This window comes from Flavobacterium sp. PL02 (assembly GCF_035013205.1).
Classification (GTDB): domain Bacteria; phylum Bacteroidota; class Bacteroidia; order Flavobacteriales; family Flavobacteriaceae; genus Flavobacterium.
Genome location: NZ_JAYGJP010000004.1, coordinates 95,877 through 113,083, shown reverse-complemented (window position 1 = coordinate 113,083; position 17,207 = coordinate 95,877). Strand labels below are relative to the sequence as shown.

Below are 17,207 nucleotides of genomic sequence, written 5' to 3'. Positions count from 1 at the left end.
AAAATCGATATCCTAAATTTAAACTAAATTTTGCAATATCGTCGCGCAATATTAATCCCCCTCTGCTGACGCGAGCATTCCGCTCGTGAACGCAACACAAAATTGACAAAGAGACTTAATAAACATGGTTAAAACAAAACAAAGCTCCAGATTTCTCTGAAGATTTGTCATAATAACGGTAAGTATTGAAATATCTATTCATTTTTTTGAGGATTATTATAGTATTTTAGCATGCGTATCCTATATGTTTTATAATGAAAATTATATATTTGAAATAAAAAGGGTACAATAATTATCACACATATAAATAAGTTGACAGTAATTTAAAACAGATATTATGACAAAACAGACATTTATAATCTTTCTTGGGCTTTTGATGCTAAATTCCTGCAAACAAGACAATGTTGACTATGTTTTTGTGGAGGGTGGAACTTTTGAACAAGGTAAAAACCAATTCATCATTAGCCCAAAAGGAGATACAATAAATGGTTTTACAAGTCCACACCGAATGGTAGAGCTTGATGACTTTTACATAAGTAAATATGAAATAACTGTTAAACAGTTTAGAGAATTTTGTGAAAAAACAGGCAGAAAAATGCCTGAAGTACCTATTGAAAATGCCCACGGAATAAAAGTATATTATAAATGGATAGACGAAAACCCAATGCTTGCAACTTGGGACGAAGCAAATGACTTTGCCAAATGGGCTGGAGGAAGATTACCAACTGAAGCAGAGTGGGAATATGCCGCTAAAGGTGGAAAGAAAACTAAAAACTACAAATATAGTGGTAGTAATAATCCAATCGAGATTGGATGGGTAAAAGAAAACTCAGACAGCATCTTTCATAAAGTTGGTCTACTTAAACCTAATGAACTAGGAATTTATGATATGACGGGAAATGTTGGTGAATGGGTTTTTGATTGGTATAACCCTGAAAAAGATAGTTTAGTAAGTACAAAAAATCCACAAGGACCAGCCGAAGGAGCTTATAAAATTTCGAAAGGAGTTAGTTGGTTTTACGAAACCCAAAGCACTGATGGAAAGCCATTAGAATATGGAATTCATATGCCAGAAGTTAGGTACCAATCTCCAAAAGGCACACGAAATGACGGATTTGGATTTAGAATTGCAAAAAACAAATAAAACTACCGCTAACAGTTACTACAACCGATTTGGACAATAGCCTTAATGGAAAGCAGGTTTTATATTTGGGATGATTTCTTTGAGAATAAAAAGAAGGCACTTTATTATGAAATATAAAACTATTGAAAAAATTAAATTCACTAATTACAAAATTATAGCTTAATTTTTTTCTTCTTTTTGTTGATATATCCACATTCATTTTTGTATCAAAAACATCTGGTAAAATAAAAATCCCTTTGATAATTTATAATGGAAAAATTATATATTTGAAAATAAATAGCATACAATACTTATCCTTTATATCTACCCAAATCCGGGTCGCTTTTTGTGGTTTTGCCACACATATAAACAAGTTGGCTACAATTTTCGGTAACCTTAATAATAAAAAATAAACCAAAAAAATAAACCAAAAAAAGATAATACAAAATGAAAAAAATAATACTCTTACTCCTTACATTATTCATTACAAATTTTAACTATGCTCAAAACATATTACTTGACAGTTTAGTTCAAAAGAATGGTTTCTCTTTCCAAATTGATAAAAATATTTCATTTCAGGGAAAAGGATGGGATGTTTTACTAGACGAAATAAAACAATCTAATTCTGTTTTGTTGGGAGAAAATCATTTTACAAACGAAATTCCTTACTTCACAAATGCTATTATCAATGAGGTTAAGTTTGATAATTATTTTCTAGAGGTTGATCCTTATTCAGTAGATATAATCGAAACAAATATTAAATCTCTATCTGCCGAACAGCTTAATTCTTTTGTTAAAGAATATAGTACAAACTTTTCTTTTTTGGAGTTAGAACCCGAATTTAATTTGCTTAAGGATTTAGTTAAACGTAATACCAAAATATATGGTGTTGAACAAATTAGCATTTTTGCAGATCAAATGATAATTTCAAATTTAAAAGAAACTTCGAAAAATAAAAAAGTGATTGAGATATATGAGCAAATGCTCCATAATTCCAAACTACTTGCGTCTAAAGAAGGTCATGAAAAATTCTACCTATTATCCGAAGATTGCCTTCAAAAAATAGATTCATTGTTGAAGTTAAAACTTTCTGATAAAGAGCGAAAACAAATTGAAGCATTAAAGTTAAGTAGAGAGATTTATATTAATAGAAATCATCCCTTAAGGATTCAACTGATGAAAAGTATCTTGCTAAACCAAATGTCCGATTGGAAAAACAAAAAAAATCTTTTCAAGTTTGGTGCAGTTCATCTACCAAAAGGGGAAACCATATTAACAAAAACTGATATATATGATATAGGCAGCTTAATTTCTAATATTGAAGAAGCAAGTTGGAAAAAATCGTTACATATAATGCTTGTTGGAAAAGGAGAAGACGAAGAGGATAACACTAGTTTTAAATCTTTTCTAAATGTGTTAAAAGATGACCAATGGTACTGTTTTGATTTAAGACCTTTAAAGAAATCTATTTTACAAAACAAACTAAAAGTAGATGATATATACTTATCGAGAGTTATAAAGGGGTATGATTATCTTATTTATATTCCTAAAGTAACTAAAAGTAAAGAAATCTCGATAAAATAATAGGAAGATATTTTAATAAAAAAAATATGCAAGAAGAAATAACGAAACATTCAGAAAAAATTTACAAAACTGTGAAAAATTCAAAACATACATTGGGAGAGAAAGTGAAGGAAATCATTATAGAAATTTTTATAATCGTTTTTGCTGTAACACTTTCAATATCGTTACACAGTTGGAGCGAACACAGGCATCAACAAGAAGAAGTGACAGTGTTTCTTGAAAATTTAAAGAATGATTTGCAAAATGATGTAAAAAACATCGACATTGAAAAGGAAGCATACAAAAAGTCAAACATAAGCTATGAGAAAATTTTAGCACTAACGACTCACCAACTTGACAGTATTTATAAGTCTAAAAATAAAGTTGATTTTCCAATTTATTCGCATGGACCAAAAATGAATATTGGTAATTATGAAGGTTTTAAATCTAGTGGTAAAATTGGCTATATTGAAGACGAAAAATTAAAACAGAAAATCTTAAATTATTATCAAATATATGTACCGGCAATTAACGAAGTCGATAAATATTATAATGATTTTCTGTTTAAGTGTTTTGATAAAATGATAGAAAATGCGGATAAATCAGAACAAGAATTATATTCAGACCCAAAATTTAAAAAGACAATTGAATTTCTTGTAAAACTAGGTAAGAATAATATAAGGGTTTACGACAAAAATACAAAACCACTAACAATTGAACTTATTAAAGAAATTGAAAAAGAGTTGAATAAATAAAAAATGGCACACAACCGCCATTTGACAATGTGGCGGGTTTAGCCTTAATTTGAAGTTGGGGTTATTTGGAATGATTAGCAAATATAATGAATGAGTTTAATTTAATTCCAAGCCCGCTGTACTAGAGGGACGCTATAGGCAATCTTAAATAAACGAAAATTACTTGATATTTGTTGCTTATTGGAACGGATGAGAAGTCGGGAGACTTCTCATCGCAATCGCGGCAATAGGAACACTTCGGAGAGCAAGTGGCATTACTGTAAAGTAAAAATAGAATTAAAGGTAAATCCTATAAGAAAAATTTAAGGACGAAAGAATTTCAAATTATTTAAATTTAATAAATCTAAAACCTGGGGTGAAACTTTCAAATCGGATCGAAACTTTAAAACACCTTTTATGAAATGTCTTTGTAATTCTTTTGCATTGCGTATTGAAAATGGAGTATTGAATATAATGGCTTTATAAATTATTGTGTTTGTAGCATTATCGAAATAATATACACAAATATCAAGACTTACATCTTCACCCTCTGATAAAACTACATCATAATTTTTCGGATCGGGATTTGGGGATAAAGACTTAAAACTTAGAGATTCAATAACTATTTCATTATTATAATGGTGCAAACCATTTTGATCAACTATTACTTTGGTAATTTTATTTTTTCGGATAGTAATTGTATGCTTTACTATGGCATATATCAAAAAAGATAGCAGTAATACAGATAACACTACAGAATAAAATTTAAATATAACAGATAGTTTTTCAGATTCAATGATAACTACCTCTGAAATAATTATTCCTAAAATTGTACTCACAAAAATAAATGCTCCTAAAACCTTTACTATAAAAGTAATTTTATTTGATTTTAATGATTCAATTTCCGAAAATTCATTATTCTGAAAATCCATTTTTTGTTAGAAGTTAGAAATTAAACATTATAGCTTTTGGAGTAAATTTAAGAAAGATAAATTTATTATTCTATTCATACTTACTCAAATCTAGATTAAGAATATTGCCTACTCTGCTAAACTCTTCATTAATCTTTGCGTTCAAGATTAGTTGTTCGTTTTTTATTGGATGATTAAAGATTAACTGATGTGCGTGAAGCATCATTCCTTTCAGCTCATAATTCTCCAACCATAATTTATTTTGCTTGTTACAACCATGTGGACGGCTTCCTAAAATGGGATGAAAAATATGTTTGAAATGCTTTCGTAATTGATGCATACGTCCGGTTTCAGGAATCGCTTCTACCAAACAATATCGTGAGGTTGGCTTATTATTAAACTCTAACTCAACTTCGGCATTTTGCAAACGGTGAAAGTATGTTATTGCATTTTGTTTAATGTCATCGTCATTTATTAAATCATAATCAATCGTTAGTTCTTCGGGTGACCAACCACGTAAAATTGCTAAGTATTTTTTTTCGACTTCGCGTGTGGCAAAACGATCATTCATAATTTTCAAAACCTCTTTGTCCAACGCAAATAACAAGACTCCAGATGTTTTACGGTCTAACCGGTGAATAGGATAAACGTGTTGCCCTCCTATTTGATTTCTCAATTCCTGAATGGCATAAACTTTTGCATCTCGGGCATAAAATGATTTGTGAACCAATAATCCACTTGGTTTATTAATTGCAATAATATATTCGTCTTGGTAAAGAATTTCTAACATTTGGCAAAAGTAAAAGAGATTTCGATTAAAATCACTTTTATGACTTATTTGTTTCTATCCTTTTCTTTTTTATTCTAAATCGAAAAACATAATAAAAGATTCCATTGCAAGAAGTGCTATTAAAATTGCACCCTCGGGAAAAGCTATACGGATTTCACCTGACTTCGCTCCCACAATCTGAATCAGACTTTGTTTTGTAAATTCAAATCCACAAAAAAAGCTCCGGTTTTCTCTGAACCTTTGTCTTAGTAGCGGGAAATGTTCAAATATCTAACTAGATTATTGAAGACCGTATATATAATTATTTCATTTGCATCTTAATTTTAAAATATTGCGATAATTTGTTTGAAAAAAAAATGACATTCTACTTTGAACTATAAAGCCTTAAACAAATTTATTGATTACAAAAATATAACTTAACTTCTTCTCTGTTTTTTGTTTTCATATCGATTCATATAAGCATCAAATGTACCTAACAAATTAAAAGTACTTTTAATAATTGAAAAATTATATATTTGAGAATGAATAATGCGTAATAATTATCATAAATATAAGTTACCAGCAATTTTAAGAACTTATGAATAAACCTAATTTATATTGGCTTAAGAATAAATCCATTGAAAAAGATATACTTTTAGATAAAGTCAATGATGGGAAATTTCGTGTACTGGAATTTGGAAAATTTCAACCTATTCTTTACGGTGGAATTTTGATTGACAATTCTATTGCAGAAGTTTTTCAAAAATATGTTCCTGAACAAATAGGCTCAATCAACAAGGTAATTATCTGGAGAAAATCAACTGCAGAAACTTGGGCTAATTATTCAGAGATACAGATAAAAAATCATTTAGATTTAAAAACTTTTAAAAGTGCAAAATTTGATGGATTCAGAATTCATCAGTTATATTATGATGCAATTTATATTTCTTCTGATCTCAAGGATAAGCTAATCTCAGAATGTGAAAAAGTAAATGAATTGGAATTTATAAATGAAAGACCTCTATACGCTTAAAAAACAAAAATAATGGTCAATATTAGAGTTTTAGGCTAAATTTAAAGATGGTTTTGTACTTGAAATGATTTTAAAAATCCAAAAACAGAGCTTAATTCAACCTAAAAACCACTAAACATCAGAACGTTATATATAATTCTTAAAAAAATAACAGGTTTAATCAACACGAAAAAACAAAAAAGATGAAAAATATTAGAAAGCGATTAAATATTTCAATTTCAGTTACCTTAATAAGTTTAACTTTCATTAGTTGTAATGAAAAAAAGACGGTCAAAAATACTCAAGTAGAAAAATCAAAATCAGAAGAAAAATTTGGTTTGTCAGAAGATAAAAGAAAAGAATTATTCAAGGAAACTGTAAGCGCAGAAGACAAAGCTAACGCATTCCAAAGAGCAAAACAGGATAGTGTTTTAAATTTAAAACTTGATAAAACACAATTAAAGAAAGAGTATCATTTAATTGAAATTCAGTCAGACGAATTAATGAAAAAATATAAAACTGAAGTCACTAAGAAATACAATATTACTGAAGAGCAAGAAAAGCAAATAAGTTTTGAAGGATTGGAAAAAAATTGGCCGTTAGAATAGCCACAACTACATATAACAGATTTAAGCAATTGGCTTAATGGAAATCGGTTTTGTATTTGGGATGATTTGCTTCACCTGTTCGCTATCGCTCGGGTGACAAATCCAAATAATGAGCTTGATTTAGTCCTTTACCTCGCCAAGCACTGGAACGTTAGCTGCAATAGCACAGCATTGCAACATCAAAAGAAAACTCTACAAAAACAGAAATGAATACAATCGAAAAAATAATTATCGACAATATGATGAAAGGTATTGTCGAAGTAACAAAAAATGACTTAAAAAATCATATCGGAGAAACCGCATATTCTGAATGTGAAATTCAGGAAGGCTATCACGATTATCTCAAAATTCAATTCAAAGGACAGAAGATAGGACTGTTTATATACGATTTTGATTGGGACAAAACTCCTTACTTTAAACTCGAAATTTCAGAACCCATCGATAATCTGCCGAAAGAGAATCTTATTGACAATGTAATTCCTATTCTGAAACAACAAATTTCTGATTTCTTTTTTGACAAAGCCAATCAGCCAATGTTTAGGTATTGTATTAAGGTAATTTTGGAATTTGAATATAAAAACGGTTCATACAAGGAAACATTTTTCATTGAAGATGAAGAACGAAAATTAGAGCTTCAGAAACGGATGAACAATTATATCACAAAAGTTATTTACAATCTCGATAGAAAAGTTAAGGATGTAAGAGAAATAACTGTGTTTTCGGGCAACCTAGTAAATTTTAATTTGATGGGGTTTTCACCAATGAAGCTTATTGAAATAATAGAACACTGTTTAAATCACACTTTCAAAGACATTAAAAACAGAAAATCAAGCGAAGATTTCGAACGAAGTATTTTGCATATGCTCAACAACTGGGTAAAAGACGAATTTAAACCATTGCATTTCGATATTTCTGGAAATTTCTCTGAAAAAAATACAATCAAAAATGATTTTAAAAAAGAAAATGTAAACGCCGAACAACTTTCACTTTGGGTTTACACTTCCTTTTTGAGGATTAAATTTAAAGATTATACTCAAGACGCGCTGAAAGATTTAGAAATAGCAAGCAAGGATTTCGGTTCTGAAACTGCAAAAAAATATCTTAATTTCGGCACAGGACTATTTGCCCAAGAAGATATTCATTATAAAGACAAAAATATAGAATGTAAAGCCAATGATGTTTTTTCTACAATTTCCGTTACTATCAAAAACGAAACTTCAGAATGCTACCAAAAGGCTTTAGATTTTATAATCAATCTACTTCAAAAAGGGTTTCCTAACAGTTATTCTATTAAATTTTCTTCAAAATCTGAAAAACAATTTTTACCAATTAAAGGAATTGCAAAATCTTCTACCAACAGATTTTTTTCCAATTGTTTGCAATATCCCGAACTACACGATAAAATCGAGCAATATGCATTGGTTGCTATGAAAGAATTCGAATGGTATAATGACGTAGAAGAAGGCGAAAAAAGCTGTTTGCCTGGAAGTTATGCTGTATTTGGGTTGGGATTGACTTCCGAAAAATATTTTCCATTAGTTCATAAATATTTTGAAATATTGGACGATGAACATCAAATGGTTCATAAATACTTTATTAATAACCTAATTGACAAATATGAAGTTACTAAAAAATCAATCGTTCTGATTTGTGAAGGTATCCTCTCTGCACAGTTTGAAATGACTTATAAAAACCTTGCAACATTGATGAATAAAGAACCAAATTTAGAACTTTTAATTAACGAGTTGGAAAAACTCGAAAGTTATGAGGTTGAAGAGATTATTTATTCTATTTGGGGAAGAGATTATACAAAAACAATCCTAAAACTTGATTCACAATTAAAAGAATTGTTGCTTGAACAACTCAAGAAATAGCTACTACAGCAAACATCGGTTTGGTAATATGGTGTCTGAAGTACTTCTATGAAGTATTTGTACAAGGCTCAAAAGCAGGAATTCTATTAAACTTTTGTACTAAAGACATTGATAGCGCAGATTTGTGTTTAACTAAAAAAAAAACTTAATTTAGTCCCAAACCTGCTGTAGCTTCAGAACCTTAGCAGAACGTTCACCAGAACCGCAAATAAAACGAAAATGAAATCAATAGTTCAATTTTTAAGAGAAGAAAAAAACTTAACCCAAACTGAACTTGCCGAAAAAAGTGGACTTTCGCTAAGGACAATTCAAAGGATTGAAGCAGGAAACATTCCAAAAGGATTTACATTGAGGACACTTGCAAATGTCTTCGAAACTCAACCTGAAAAACTAATTCCTTCGAAAGAAATTGTAAAACTTGACAGAGCAAAATTGATTAATTTTTCTAGTTTATTTGGCCTTCTGATACCTTTTGGAGGAGTTATATTCCCATTAATTTTAACCTACAAAACAAAAGATACCAAAAACAAAGAGCTTGGAAAAAATATAGTAAGTCTTCAAATTCTAATTACAGTTACGCTTGCTATTTCACAAATAGCAAGCCCATTCATTCAAAAAGGATTATCATTGCATTTTCCACTTTTTATATTTCCATTATTATTAATTATTTGTCTGAAATTATTGGTAGTTATTGTAAATGGTATAAGTTTAAACACAAAAAACGACTTACATAAAAATCTAAAAATTAATTACTTATAAACTTTGTCAGTAGATTGACGTAAAATTGGCGTATTCCTTTTGCAAAGAAATTGTTTTGTAAAACAGAAATTTGTAAAAAAATAATCTAATGAAAGTTTTAAAGAAAATTGTCTTGACCATTTTGGTCGTTTTGATTTTAGCTGCACTTGTAGGCTATATTTATTTTGATCAAAAATTCACTCCAGAAAAAAATTATTTGACAGTAGACAATGAAAGTGGTTTTATTCCATTTACATGGTTGGGTACAGAAAAAAATGTTTTGTTGCTTCCTTTACATTTTTCGAATGAAACAATAACTTATTATTTGCAATTTGACACGGGTTCGCCTTATACCATATTTTATTCAAATTCAATAAAAAAAATCAGCCAGATCTCCGTAAATAAAAAACTTGCAAAAACTTCTTTCTATATTGGGAAAACAAAAATTACTTCAGATAAATTTAAAATTTATGATTTCGGAAATGATGATAATGATTCCATAAAAATAATTGGGACTATTGGTGCAGATATTTTAGAAAATAGAAAAACAATCATCAATTTTAAAGAAAATTATATTGCTTTAAATCTATCAAAAACGCCATCTCAATTTCAAACTAAATTGTTTGATTTTAAATTCAAAAAAAGAAAAATAATCGTTAGAGGTTTATTAAAAAAGAAAGAGGAGAATTTTTTATTTGATTCCGGCACAAGTGCCTATGAATTATTAACTGACAAAGAAGTATGGGAAAACTTGAAATTACCTAACTCAAAAATAAATATAGAAAAATCACAATCGTGGGATAAAGTTTTAACTGCGTACACAGCAAACTGCAACCAAAAAATTCAATTCCCCAACCACGAGATACCTTTAAATAATGTTACTTATGTTAAGGGATTTTCGCAAGCCCAATACTTAATAATGAAGTTTTCTGGCATGACAGGATTACTCGGAAACAAAATATTTTTAAACAATAGTTTGTACATTGATTGTACACAAAACAAAATGGGAATCGAATAAAAAAATACTGGCACACGAGTCCCGCTCTTGAACGCGACGAGGTGTTGACAAAAGGATTAAAATAAAAAAGCTCCAGATTTCTCTGAAGCTTTGTCTTAGTAGCGGGAACAGGACTCGAACCTGTGTCCGCCGCGGCGGATATAAGCTCAACGGAGTTATAATTTAGAAATTAGATTTTTAATAAACTCCCTTCCAATTCCGGATTTTAGATATTTTTCTCTTTTCATAGCTTCGGATTTAGAACTAAAAAATTCAACATGAATTACTTCCCAAGGTCTGAATTTTATAGTATATCCTTTTGTTTCAAGAAAATTGTGGGATTTAAATCTTTCAATTAAATTAGAAGTATAACCAGTATAATTTTTATTAAACTTTTCTGAATATAAAATATAAACAACAAATTCCTCCATAATAAAAAGCATAAAAAAAGCTCCAGATTTCTCTGAAGCTTTGTCTTAGTAGCGGGAACAGGACTCGAACCTGTGTCCGCCGCGGCGGATATGAGCCCAACGGAGTTATAATTTAGAAATTAGATTTTTAATAAACTCCCTTCCAATTCCGGATTTTAGATATTTTTCTCTTTTCATAGCTTCGGATTTAGAACTATAAAATATTACTTCCCAAGGTCTGAATTTTATAGTATATCCTTTTGTTTCAAGAAAATTGTGGGATTTAAATCTTTCAATTAAATTAGAAGTATAACCAGTATAATTTTTATTAAACTTTTCTGAATATAAAATATAAAAAACAAATTCCTCCATGATAAAAAGCATAAAAAAAGCTCCAGATTTCTCTGAAGCTTTGTCTTAGTACCGGGAAGCGTTCAAATATCTAACCAGTTTATAAATGATTTTTTTGAAATTTTATGTGCATAAATTGTATTAAAAATTATTTTCTATATTAGCTTGAAGAAAAATAAAATCATCAGAAGAGGATATAGAAAAGCAAACAACTAATTATGGAAATAATAATACGAAAATCATACTTGTTTTGGGATGGCGATGCATACAAGTATGGTGGATTCGGAGAAATAATAGATAAATGTTCTTCTGTTTCTGAGGCTGAAATTTTAATTGAAAAACTAAGCATTAATTTTTTGAGGAATATCAATCCTCTTATTAAAGATTATGTTTTTTCAAATAATAATTATGATAAAGATGTTGAACTAATTGAAAAGGTATCTGCTTTTTTTAAACAAGAATTTCAATTAGATTTCAAAACTGAGTTTTGGTTACCTGCAAACGCAACAGACAAACAGATCTTGGAATTATCGAAACTTTTTCCTTTTCCTTTTTATTCACTAATTAAAAAAGTTAATGATACTTTTTTCATAAATGAACTTAATGCAACATTCTGGAGCGAGAGTGAAATAATTGAAATAAAAAAAACTGAGTGGGATTTTACAAATATTTGTTTGGGAATGAAGGGACAAATAAAACACCTTTATAATGATATTGAAAGTGCTAGAAAAGATGGGATTAAAAGAATGCTTTCAAATGTTAGAAACGAAAATAACCATCAAATTTTTAGCAAAATTACGAATTTAAAAGAACTGAAATTTGTGCAAGAATGGCATAATGAAATTGATTACTACGCTGAAATTTTACCCAACAATAAGCAGAGTAGAAAGACAGAAGAAGTTATTGAAAAAATTAAAAGTACTGTTAATGTAGAAGATATTTTTAAGACGATTGAAATTTCATTTGAAGAGGCACTTTCATTTGAAGAAATTCCATAGAAAACTCTCATCTGCTGTTAAATCTGATAATTACAATTAAGTAAAACTAATTAAATTTTGCATAAAAAAAGCTCCAGATTTCTCTGAAGCTTTGTGTTAGTAGCGGGAACAGGACTCGAACCTGTGACCTTCGGGTTATGAGCCCGACGAGCTGCCTACTGCTCTATCCCGCGTTGTTTCGGGTGCAAAGATACGTAGTCTTTACGGTTATACAATGAAAAAAATGAATTATACCCGATAGCACTGATTTGCAACCATATGCATAAACGTTTGTCTCGTCCTGGAATAAGTTTACTTATTAAACTTCAAGATACTTTACTGCATAAAAAAAGTTTCAAATAAATCTGAAGCTTTTTTTAGTACGGGAAGCATTCAAATATCTAACCAGATTATCTTAGATTATTCCAGTATTTTAGCATGTACATCTTAATTATATTTTACTTTTTGTTTGTATAGCTACTCATATAAGTGCCAAAAAGCATCAATCAAATTAAAAGTCTATTTAATAATTTATAGTAAAAAAAAAGATATATTTGAAAATAGATAATGTGTAAAATTTATCACACATATCTACCTAAATTTGGATGGCTCTGTGTGGTTTTGTCACACATATAAATAAGTTAGTACTAATTTTATAAAAATGAAAAGACATATTATTGTAATAATTTCTCTGATTTTGTTTTCTTGTAATGGTCAGCAATTGAAAAATCAAAACGCAATAGTAAACCAAGAAAATTTAAAAAACGAGAAAATGAAAAATTATGCTTATTTAAAAGATATGTATGCTGATTCATATTTCCCAAAATTTCTTGTTGACAAAGTGAAAACAATTCTTATTGAACTATGCATTGATATTGAAAAAACATCACCGAAAAATCTTGACAATCTTTATAAGTTAACACATACAGCGACTATAAAAATAAATGATTTACAAAACGAATTCTTTGAGCAAAACAGCGAGATTGAAACTGGTGCTAGAGAATCGATTGGGGCAGACTTTGACTTTATAGCTAAAGCATATAGATTCAATGCTGATGTAGAAGAACTGATTGCTCCCAGAGAATGGTAAAAAACGCTAACAGCTACAACTACGGATTTAGGCAATTAGATTAATGGAAAGTTGGTTTTGTATTTGGTAAATCCGAGAATAGGGCTAAATTTCAAAACCCGCTTTGGCCCTAGAACATTACCAGCTATTTAACAGAATTGCATATGAAAGAATATTGGCTTTTTATAAAAACTCCAGATCATTACGGAAACTCGGAGATTATTCAGATTGATGAAGATATCATTGATTTTTTTGTTGTTGAAAAAATCAATGATATTTGTCTAATAAAAAACAGAAATGAAAAATTAAGTGAAACAGAACATAAATTTATAAATCAAAATCGAATTAGATTTTTTAAAAAAGGAAAAATTCATAAAATTTTAAGCGATGAAGAATCTATAACTGAAGATTGTATATTCGAAAACGATTACGAAAAACTAAACGCAACAGAAACTGAATTAACAGAAACTGAAATTCAGAATTTAAAGTTTGAGTTTAATTGGAATGGAGAAAAAATGAATCTTAGATTCAACGAGATTTTGGACTCACCAGTTGTACAAGAAATAGACAAACGTTTGAATAAAGAAGGAAGTAAAATTGTACTTGAAAAACTAAATAAAACGCTATTTCTTTCACTTTATACAGACAATTATCTTGATAAACTAATTCCAATAAAATATGTTGACAAACAAAAGATGATATTATATGGTTTCCCAAAAGAACCTTATCAAATTAATTGTCCAATAATAGAATAAAAAATGGCTGCTAACAGCTACTAGAGCGAATTTGAACAATCGGCTTAATCGAAAGTTGGCTTTGTATTTTGGAATGATTTAGCAAATTAGATAATGGGCTTAATTTAGTCCCAAAGCCTCTGTATTAGCAGAACGTTAGTAACTATTTTAAAAACCTTATATGAAAGAAACAATTTTGTTAATAATCCTTCTCATTAATCTCAATACTTATTCACAAGAAAAAAAATGTTCTGATTATAAAGTGGGTAAATTCACATATACCAATCCTATTTACAAAAATTGGAAGATATTGCGAAATGAAACTGAACAAATAGAAACTGACAAAGTAAATAAAATTGAACTCCGAGCTTCAATAAATTGGGTATCAGCTTGTGAATATATTTTAACTTACACAAAATTTAATGATTCCGAAAATCATTCAATTGTGGGACAAAAAATAAATGTCAAAATAATTAAAGTTGGAAATGAAAGCGTTATTTGTGAATCAGAGGGTTTGGGAGCTAAACTAGAATTAGAAATGGTTCTTGAAAAGGAAAAATAAAATGTTCAAAATACTTGAGAAAATAACGGAATTGATTGGTTGGTTTAAAATTGTGATTTCGCCAACTTTGTTAGGTTTGGAAATTGGATGCATTGTTTATTATAATATTTAAAATTTAGCCGGATTAATTTTAGGAATTAAAATTTCAATAATCGGGCTAATTTGTGGAATTGTGCTGGCTACAAAGAAGTTCAAAACAACTGGAACTATTCATTTTTTGTCAAGAGTTAGCGCAACGCCAGAATTGTACAACATAAACGAAACATCTGAAAAATAAAAAACAGTTGCTAATAGTTACTACAACGGATTGGGGCAATTGGCTTACTGGAAAGTTGATTTTGTACTTGGAATGATTTGCAAAGCAAAAAAATAGGACTAAATTTACTATCAAATCCTCAGTAGTACTGAGACGTTATGCGTCATGCTTTCACGACCACTTGCCTGACAAAAATAATTATAAAAAAATGGATGAATACTTAACAAAATATAGTAACATATTCTCAAATTTCATAAAACAAAACCCAGAATATTTTTATCTGTCTATTTCTGCTATTTCACTTTTATTTTTTATAGGGAGTATTAGAAAATGGGATTGGATTATAAATAAAAATGGAAATTATTATGAAAGAGGAATGTTCTTTTGGATAAATATTTTTGGTGAAAAATTAGTGAGACTTTATATTACAATACTATCAGCAACTGTAACTATAATATGTTTGATTATATTTTTTTATTATAAATCATTTTGAATACCCGATAGCACGGATTTGCAATTCGTGCCTCAAACGTTTGTCTCGTCCTAAAATAAGTTTACATATTTATTTTACCCTACTCCCCGAAGAGTTCTCATGGAAAGCTGTGCGAATGTCTCCTGACTTCGCTCAGGATGACAGACGAAAAAATTACTGTATAAAAAAAAGCTCCAGATTTCTCTGAAGCTTTGTCTTAGTAGTTGGAAGCATTCAATTATCTAACCATATTATCTTGGCTTATTACAGTATTTTAGCATGCGTATCTTAATTTTTTTTAGCTTGTTGTTTGTTTTACCACTCATATAAATGCCAAAAAGCATCACTCAAATTAAAAAGCCTTTTGAAAATTGTAGTGAAAAAAAAATATATATTTGAAAATAAATATAGTGTGAAATTTATCACACATATCTACCAAATTTGGGGGCTTTGTGTGGTTTTGTCACACATATAAATAAGTTGGTGGCAATTTTGCGAAACATCTCACCTACATTAATTAACAAGAAATAAAAAATGAAATTAACAATTACAATCGGACTTCTTTTAATTGCACATCTTACATTTGGACAAGACAGAATTCAAAAAATTGACAGTTTACTCAATTCTCTTTATTCAAAAGAGAAAATCAATGGAAATTTTCTAATTGCAGAAAAAGGGAAAGTTATTTATAGCCGTAGTTTTGGACTTGCAAACGAAACAACAAAAGATAAATTGAACGAAAATTCGATTTTTGAATTGGCATCTTGTTCAAAGCAGTTCACAGCTATGGGGATAATGATACTTAAAGAAAAAGGGAAGTTGAATTTGGACGATGACATCAAAAAATACTTACCCGAACTTTCTTTTTATAAAGGTATAACTGTAAGAAACTTATTAAATCATACTGGAGGTCTACCAGACTATATGCAGCTTATGGATAGTTTATTTGACAAATCTAAAATTGCCACTAACAAAGACATAATTAATATATTTAGTAAGCATCAACCAAAAATATTATTTGAGCCAAATACTAAATGGGAATATAGCAACACGGGCTATGCACTATTGGCATCAATAATTGAGAAAGCATCGGGTTTGACATACGCTGACTATCTAAAAACAGCTATTTTCCAACCGTTGAAAATGAAAAATACCTTTGTTAACAATCGTAGATTATCGCCAAAGAAAATTGACAATTATGCTTTTGGTTATGTTTACTCAGATAGTTTGAAAAAATATGTTTTACCAGACGAATTAAAAGAAACTAAAATTGTTATTTGGCTTGATGGTGTTGTTGGAGATGGCTCAGTTAATTCAACTGTAAAGGATTTATTGATTTGGGATAGAACATTATATACCAATAAATTACTCACAAAAGAGGGAATGGAATCAATTTTTGAATTAGCAACTTTGAAAGACGGAGCTAAAAGGAATTATGGTTTTGGTTGGGGAATTGAAGAAAATGCTGATTTTGGAAAAATTGCAAACCATGATGGGGGTTGGCCAGGTTATGTAACTTTTATCGATAGACATATTACAAATGATAAAACAATAATAATACTTCAAAATCATAACAACGTTTCAATTCCTTCTAAAGCAATTAGAAATATTCTATATAATAAACCATTGCCTGTGCAAAAAATCAGAAAAGAAATTAGTATTACTACTGAAGAACTTCAAAAGTTTGTTGGGACTTATGCAGTTGAAAAAGATTTTGAAATCAAAATTTCATTAGATAAAGACCAATTATTTTCACAATTGACAGGACAAAAGGTCTTCCCGATATTTGTAGAAAGTGAAATGTTATTTTTCTACAAAGTAGTAGATGCACAAATTCAGTTTGAAAAGAGCGAAAAAGGAGAAATTTCAAATTTATTTTTATTACAGAATGGAAAGAAGATAGAAGCAAAACGAACGAAATAAAACTGTCCTGTTCTTCGAAGAGTTCTTATTAAACGCTGTGCGAATGTCTCCTGACTCCGCACCCGTAAAGAGAATCGACAAAGAGAAGTCTACAAAACTAGTAACAATCAATATAGAATATTGG

General features: G+C 29.3%; 18 protein-coding genes and 1 tRNA gene. 14 read left to right on the top strand and 5 right to left on the bottom strand.

Going from position 1 to position 17,207, the window contains the following annotated elements:
* The first annotated feature begins 337 nt into the window (after positions 1–337).
* The 3 genes from SHI72_RS13965 (at position 338) to SHI72_RS13955 (ending at position 3,441) form a co-directional block, all read left to right on the top strand.
* Entirely contained in the window at positions 338–1,144 is an 807-nt protein-coding gene (locus tag SHI72_RS13965; protein WP_323490325.1) for a formylglycine-generating enzyme family protein, read from the top strand.
* Positions 1,145–1,570: 426 nt separating this feature from the next.
* On the top strand, positions 1,571–2,707 hold the full coding sequence (locus SHI72_RS13960) for a hypothetical protein (RefSeq protein WP_323490324.1): 1,137 nt from the start codon (positions 1,571–1,573) through the stop codon (positions 2,705–2,707).
* A 26-nt stretch (positions 2,708–2,733) separates the two neighbouring features.
* Positions 2,734–3,441, top strand: a complete 708-nt coding sequence (locus SHI72_RS13955) for a DUF6090 family protein (protein ID WP_323490323.1) — start codon at positions 2,734–2,736, stop codon at positions 3,439–3,441.
* Positions 3,442–3,743: 302 nt separating this feature from the next.
* On the opposite strand, the gene SHI72_RS13950 is transcribed toward SHI72_RS13955, so the two are convergent.
* On the bottom strand, positions 3,744–4,352 hold the full coding sequence (locus tag SHI72_RS13950; RefSeq protein ID WP_323490322.1) for a hypothetical protein: 609 nt from the start codon (positions 4,350–4,352) through the stop codon (positions 3,744–3,746).
* A 70-nt stretch (positions 4,353–4,422) separates the two neighbouring features.
* The gene (locus SHI72_RS13945) at positions 4,423–5,121 is read right to left on the bottom strand and encodes a pseudouridine synthase (protein ID WP_039120602.1); all 699 of its coding nucleotides are present in this window, start codon (positions 5,119–5,121) and stop codon (positions 4,423–4,425) included.
* Between the two features lie 577 nt (positions 5,122–5,698).
* Here SHI72_RS13945 and SHI72_RS13940 point away from each other — a divergent pair.
* The 5 genes from SHI72_RS13940 (at position 5,699) to SHI72_RS13920 (ending at position 10,350) form a co-directional block, all read left to right on the top strand.
* Positions 5,699–6,133, top strand: a complete 435-nt coding sequence (locus tag SHI72_RS13940) for a hypothetical protein (protein ID WP_086896161.1) — start codon at positions 5,699–5,701, stop codon at positions 6,131–6,133.
* A 182-nt stretch (positions 6,134–6,315) separates the two neighbouring features.
* Positions 6,316–6,720 carry a hypothetical protein gene (locus SHI72_RS13935; RefSeq protein WP_323490321.1) on the top strand — a complete coding sequence of 135 codons (405 nt, stop codon included), beginning with the start codon at positions 6,316–6,318 and terminating at the stop codon, positions 6,718–6,720.
* Positions 6,721–6,926: 206 nt separating this feature from the next.
* Positions 6,927–8,594: a DUF6138 family protein gene (locus tag SHI72_RS13930; RefSeq protein WP_323490320.1), complete on the top strand. Its 1,668-nt coding sequence runs from the start codon at positions 6,927–6,929 to the stop codon at positions 8,592–8,594.
* Positions 8,595–8,813: 219 nt separating this feature from the next.
* Positions 8,814–9,353 carry a helix-turn-helix domain-containing protein gene (locus SHI72_RS13925; protein ID WP_323490319.1) on the top strand — a complete coding sequence of 180 codons (540 nt, stop codon included), beginning with the start codon at positions 8,814–8,816 and terminating at the stop codon, positions 9,351–9,353.
* Between the two features lie 88 nt (positions 9,354–9,441).
* Positions 9,442–10,350, top strand: a complete 909-nt coding sequence (locus SHI72_RS13920; protein ID WP_323490318.1) for a hypothetical protein — start codon at positions 9,442–9,444, stop codon at positions 10,348–10,350.
* A gap of 155 nt (positions 10,351–10,505) precedes the next feature.
* On the opposite strand, the gene SHI72_RS13915 is transcribed toward SHI72_RS13920, so the two are convergent.
* Together SHI72_RS13915 and SHI72_RS13910 are read right to left on the bottom strand one after the other, a co-directional pair.
* Positions 10,506–10,760, bottom strand: coding sequence for a GIY-YIG nuclease family protein (locus tag SHI72_RS13915; RefSeq protein WP_086896159.1), 255 nt, complete (start codon positions 10,758–10,760; stop codon positions 10,506–10,508).
* Positions 10,761–10,865: 105 nt separating this feature from the next.
* Entirely contained in the window at positions 10,866–11,111 is a 246-nt protein-coding gene (locus SHI72_RS13910) for a GIY-YIG nuclease family protein (protein WP_323490317.1), read from the bottom strand.
* Positions 11,112–11,308: 197 nt separating this feature from the next.
* Here SHI72_RS13910 and SHI72_RS13905 point away from each other — a divergent pair, with 197 nt between their 5' ends.
* A complete protein-coding gene (locus SHI72_RS13905; RefSeq protein ID WP_323490316.1) occupies positions 11,309–12,088 on the top strand; it encodes a hypothetical protein in 780 nt (259 codons plus the stop codon).
* A 100-nt stretch (positions 12,089–12,188) separates the two neighbouring features.
* Here the strand turns inward: SHI72_RS13905 and SHI72_RS13900 are convergent.
* Positions 12,189–12,261 (bottom strand) — tRNA-Met (locus tag SHI72_RS13900).
* 467 nt (positions 12,262–12,728) lie between these two features.
* Between SHI72_RS13900 and SHI72_RS13895 the strand changes: the two genes are divergently transcribed.
* From SHI72_RS13895 to SHI72_RS13880, 5 genes are all read left to right on the top strand, one after another.
* A complete protein-coding gene (locus tag SHI72_RS13895; RefSeq protein ID WP_323490315.1) occupies positions 12,729–13,157 on the top strand; it encodes a DUF5713 family protein in 429 nt (142 codons plus the stop codon).
* 143 nt (positions 13,158–13,300) lie between these two features.
* Positions 13,301–13,891 (top strand): hypothetical protein, encoded by a 591-nt coding sequence (locus SHI72_RS13890; RefSeq protein ID WP_323490314.1) that lies wholly within the window; start codon positions 13,301–13,303, stop codon positions 13,889–13,891.
* A gap of 160 nt (positions 13,892–14,051) precedes the next feature.
* Positions 14,052–14,432 carry a hypothetical protein gene (locus tag SHI72_RS13885; RefSeq protein ID WP_323490313.1) on the top strand — a complete coding sequence of 127 codons (381 nt, stop codon included), beginning with the start codon at positions 14,052–14,054 and terminating at the stop codon, positions 14,430–14,432.
* Positions 14,433–14,896: 464 nt separating this feature from the next.
* The gene (locus SHI72_RS23610) at positions 14,897–15,181 is read left to right on the top strand and encodes an immunity 17 family protein (RefSeq protein ID WP_416348478.1); all 285 of its coding nucleotides are present in this window, start codon (positions 14,897–14,899) and stop codon (positions 15,179–15,181) included.
* Between the two features lie 513 nt (positions 15,182–15,694).
* On the top strand, positions 15,695–17,083 hold the full coding sequence (locus SHI72_RS13880) for a serine hydrolase (protein ID WP_323490312.1): 1,389 nt from the start codon (positions 15,695–15,697) through the stop codon (positions 17,081–17,083).
* Positions 17,084–17,207 lie beyond the last annotated feature (124 nt).

Coding starts and splice junctions, on each gene's coding strand:
- SHI72_RS13965 (WP_323490325.1), top strand. CDS start 338: ATGACAAAACAGACATTTATAATCTTTCTTGGGCTTTTGATGCTAAAT.
- SHI72_RS13960 (WP_323490324.1), top strand. CDS start 1,571: ATGAAAAAAATAATACTCTTACTCCTTACATTATTCATTACAAATTTT.
- SHI72_RS13955 (WP_323490323.1), top strand. CDS start 2,734: ATGCAAGAAGAAATAACGAAACATTCAGAAAAAATTTACAAAACTGTG.
- SHI72_RS13950 (WP_323490322.1), bottom strand. CDS start 4,352: ATGGATTTTCAGAATAATGAATTTTCGGAAATTGAATCATTAAAATCA.
- SHI72_RS13945 (WP_039120602.1), bottom strand. CDS start 5,121: ATGTTAGAAATTCTTTACCAAGACGAATATATTATTGCAATTAATAAA.
- SHI72_RS13940 (WP_086896161.1), top strand. CDS start 5,699: ATGAATAAACCTAATTTATATTGGCTTAAGAATAAATCCATTGAAAAA.
- SHI72_RS13935 (WP_323490321.1), top strand. CDS start 6,316: ATGAAAAATATTAGAAAGCGATTAAATATTTCAATTTCAGTTACCTTA.
- SHI72_RS13930 (WP_323490320.1), top strand. CDS start 6,927: ATGAATACAATCGAAAAAATAATTATCGACAATATGATGAAAGGTATT.
- SHI72_RS13925 (WP_323490319.1), top strand. CDS start 8,814: ATGAAATCAATAGTTCAATTTTTAAGAGAAGAAAAAAACTTAACCCAA.
- SHI72_RS13920 (WP_323490318.1), top strand. CDS start 9,442: ATGAAAGTTTTAAAGAAAATTGTCTTGACCATTTTGGTCGTTTTGATT.
- SHI72_RS13915 (WP_086896159.1), bottom strand. CDS start 10,760: ATGGAGGAATTTGTTGTTTATATTTTATATTCAGAAAAGTTTAATAAA.
- SHI72_RS13910 (WP_323490317.1), bottom strand. CDS start 11,111: ATGGAGGAATTTGTTTTTTATATTTTATATTCAGAAAAGTTTAATAAA.
- SHI72_RS13905 (WP_323490316.1), top strand. CDS start 11,309: ATGGAAATAATAATACGAAAATCATACTTGTTTTGGGATGGCGATGCA.
- SHI72_RS13895 (WP_323490315.1), top strand. CDS start 12,729: ATGAAAAGACATATTATTGTAATAATTTCTCTGATTTTGTTTTCTTGT.
- SHI72_RS13890 (WP_323490314.1), top strand. CDS start 13,301: ATGAAAGAATATTGGCTTTTTATAAAAACTCCAGATCATTACGGAAAC.
- SHI72_RS13885 (WP_323490313.1), top strand. CDS start 14,052: ATGAAAGAAACAATTTTGTTAATAATCCTTCTCATTAATCTCAATACT.
- SHI72_RS23610 (WP_416348478.1), top strand. CDS start 14,897: ATGGATGAATACTTAACAAAATATAGTAACATATTCTCAAATTTCATA.
- SHI72_RS13880 (WP_323490312.1), top strand. CDS start 15,695: ATGAAATTAACAATTACAATCGGACTTCTTTTAATTGCACATCTTACA.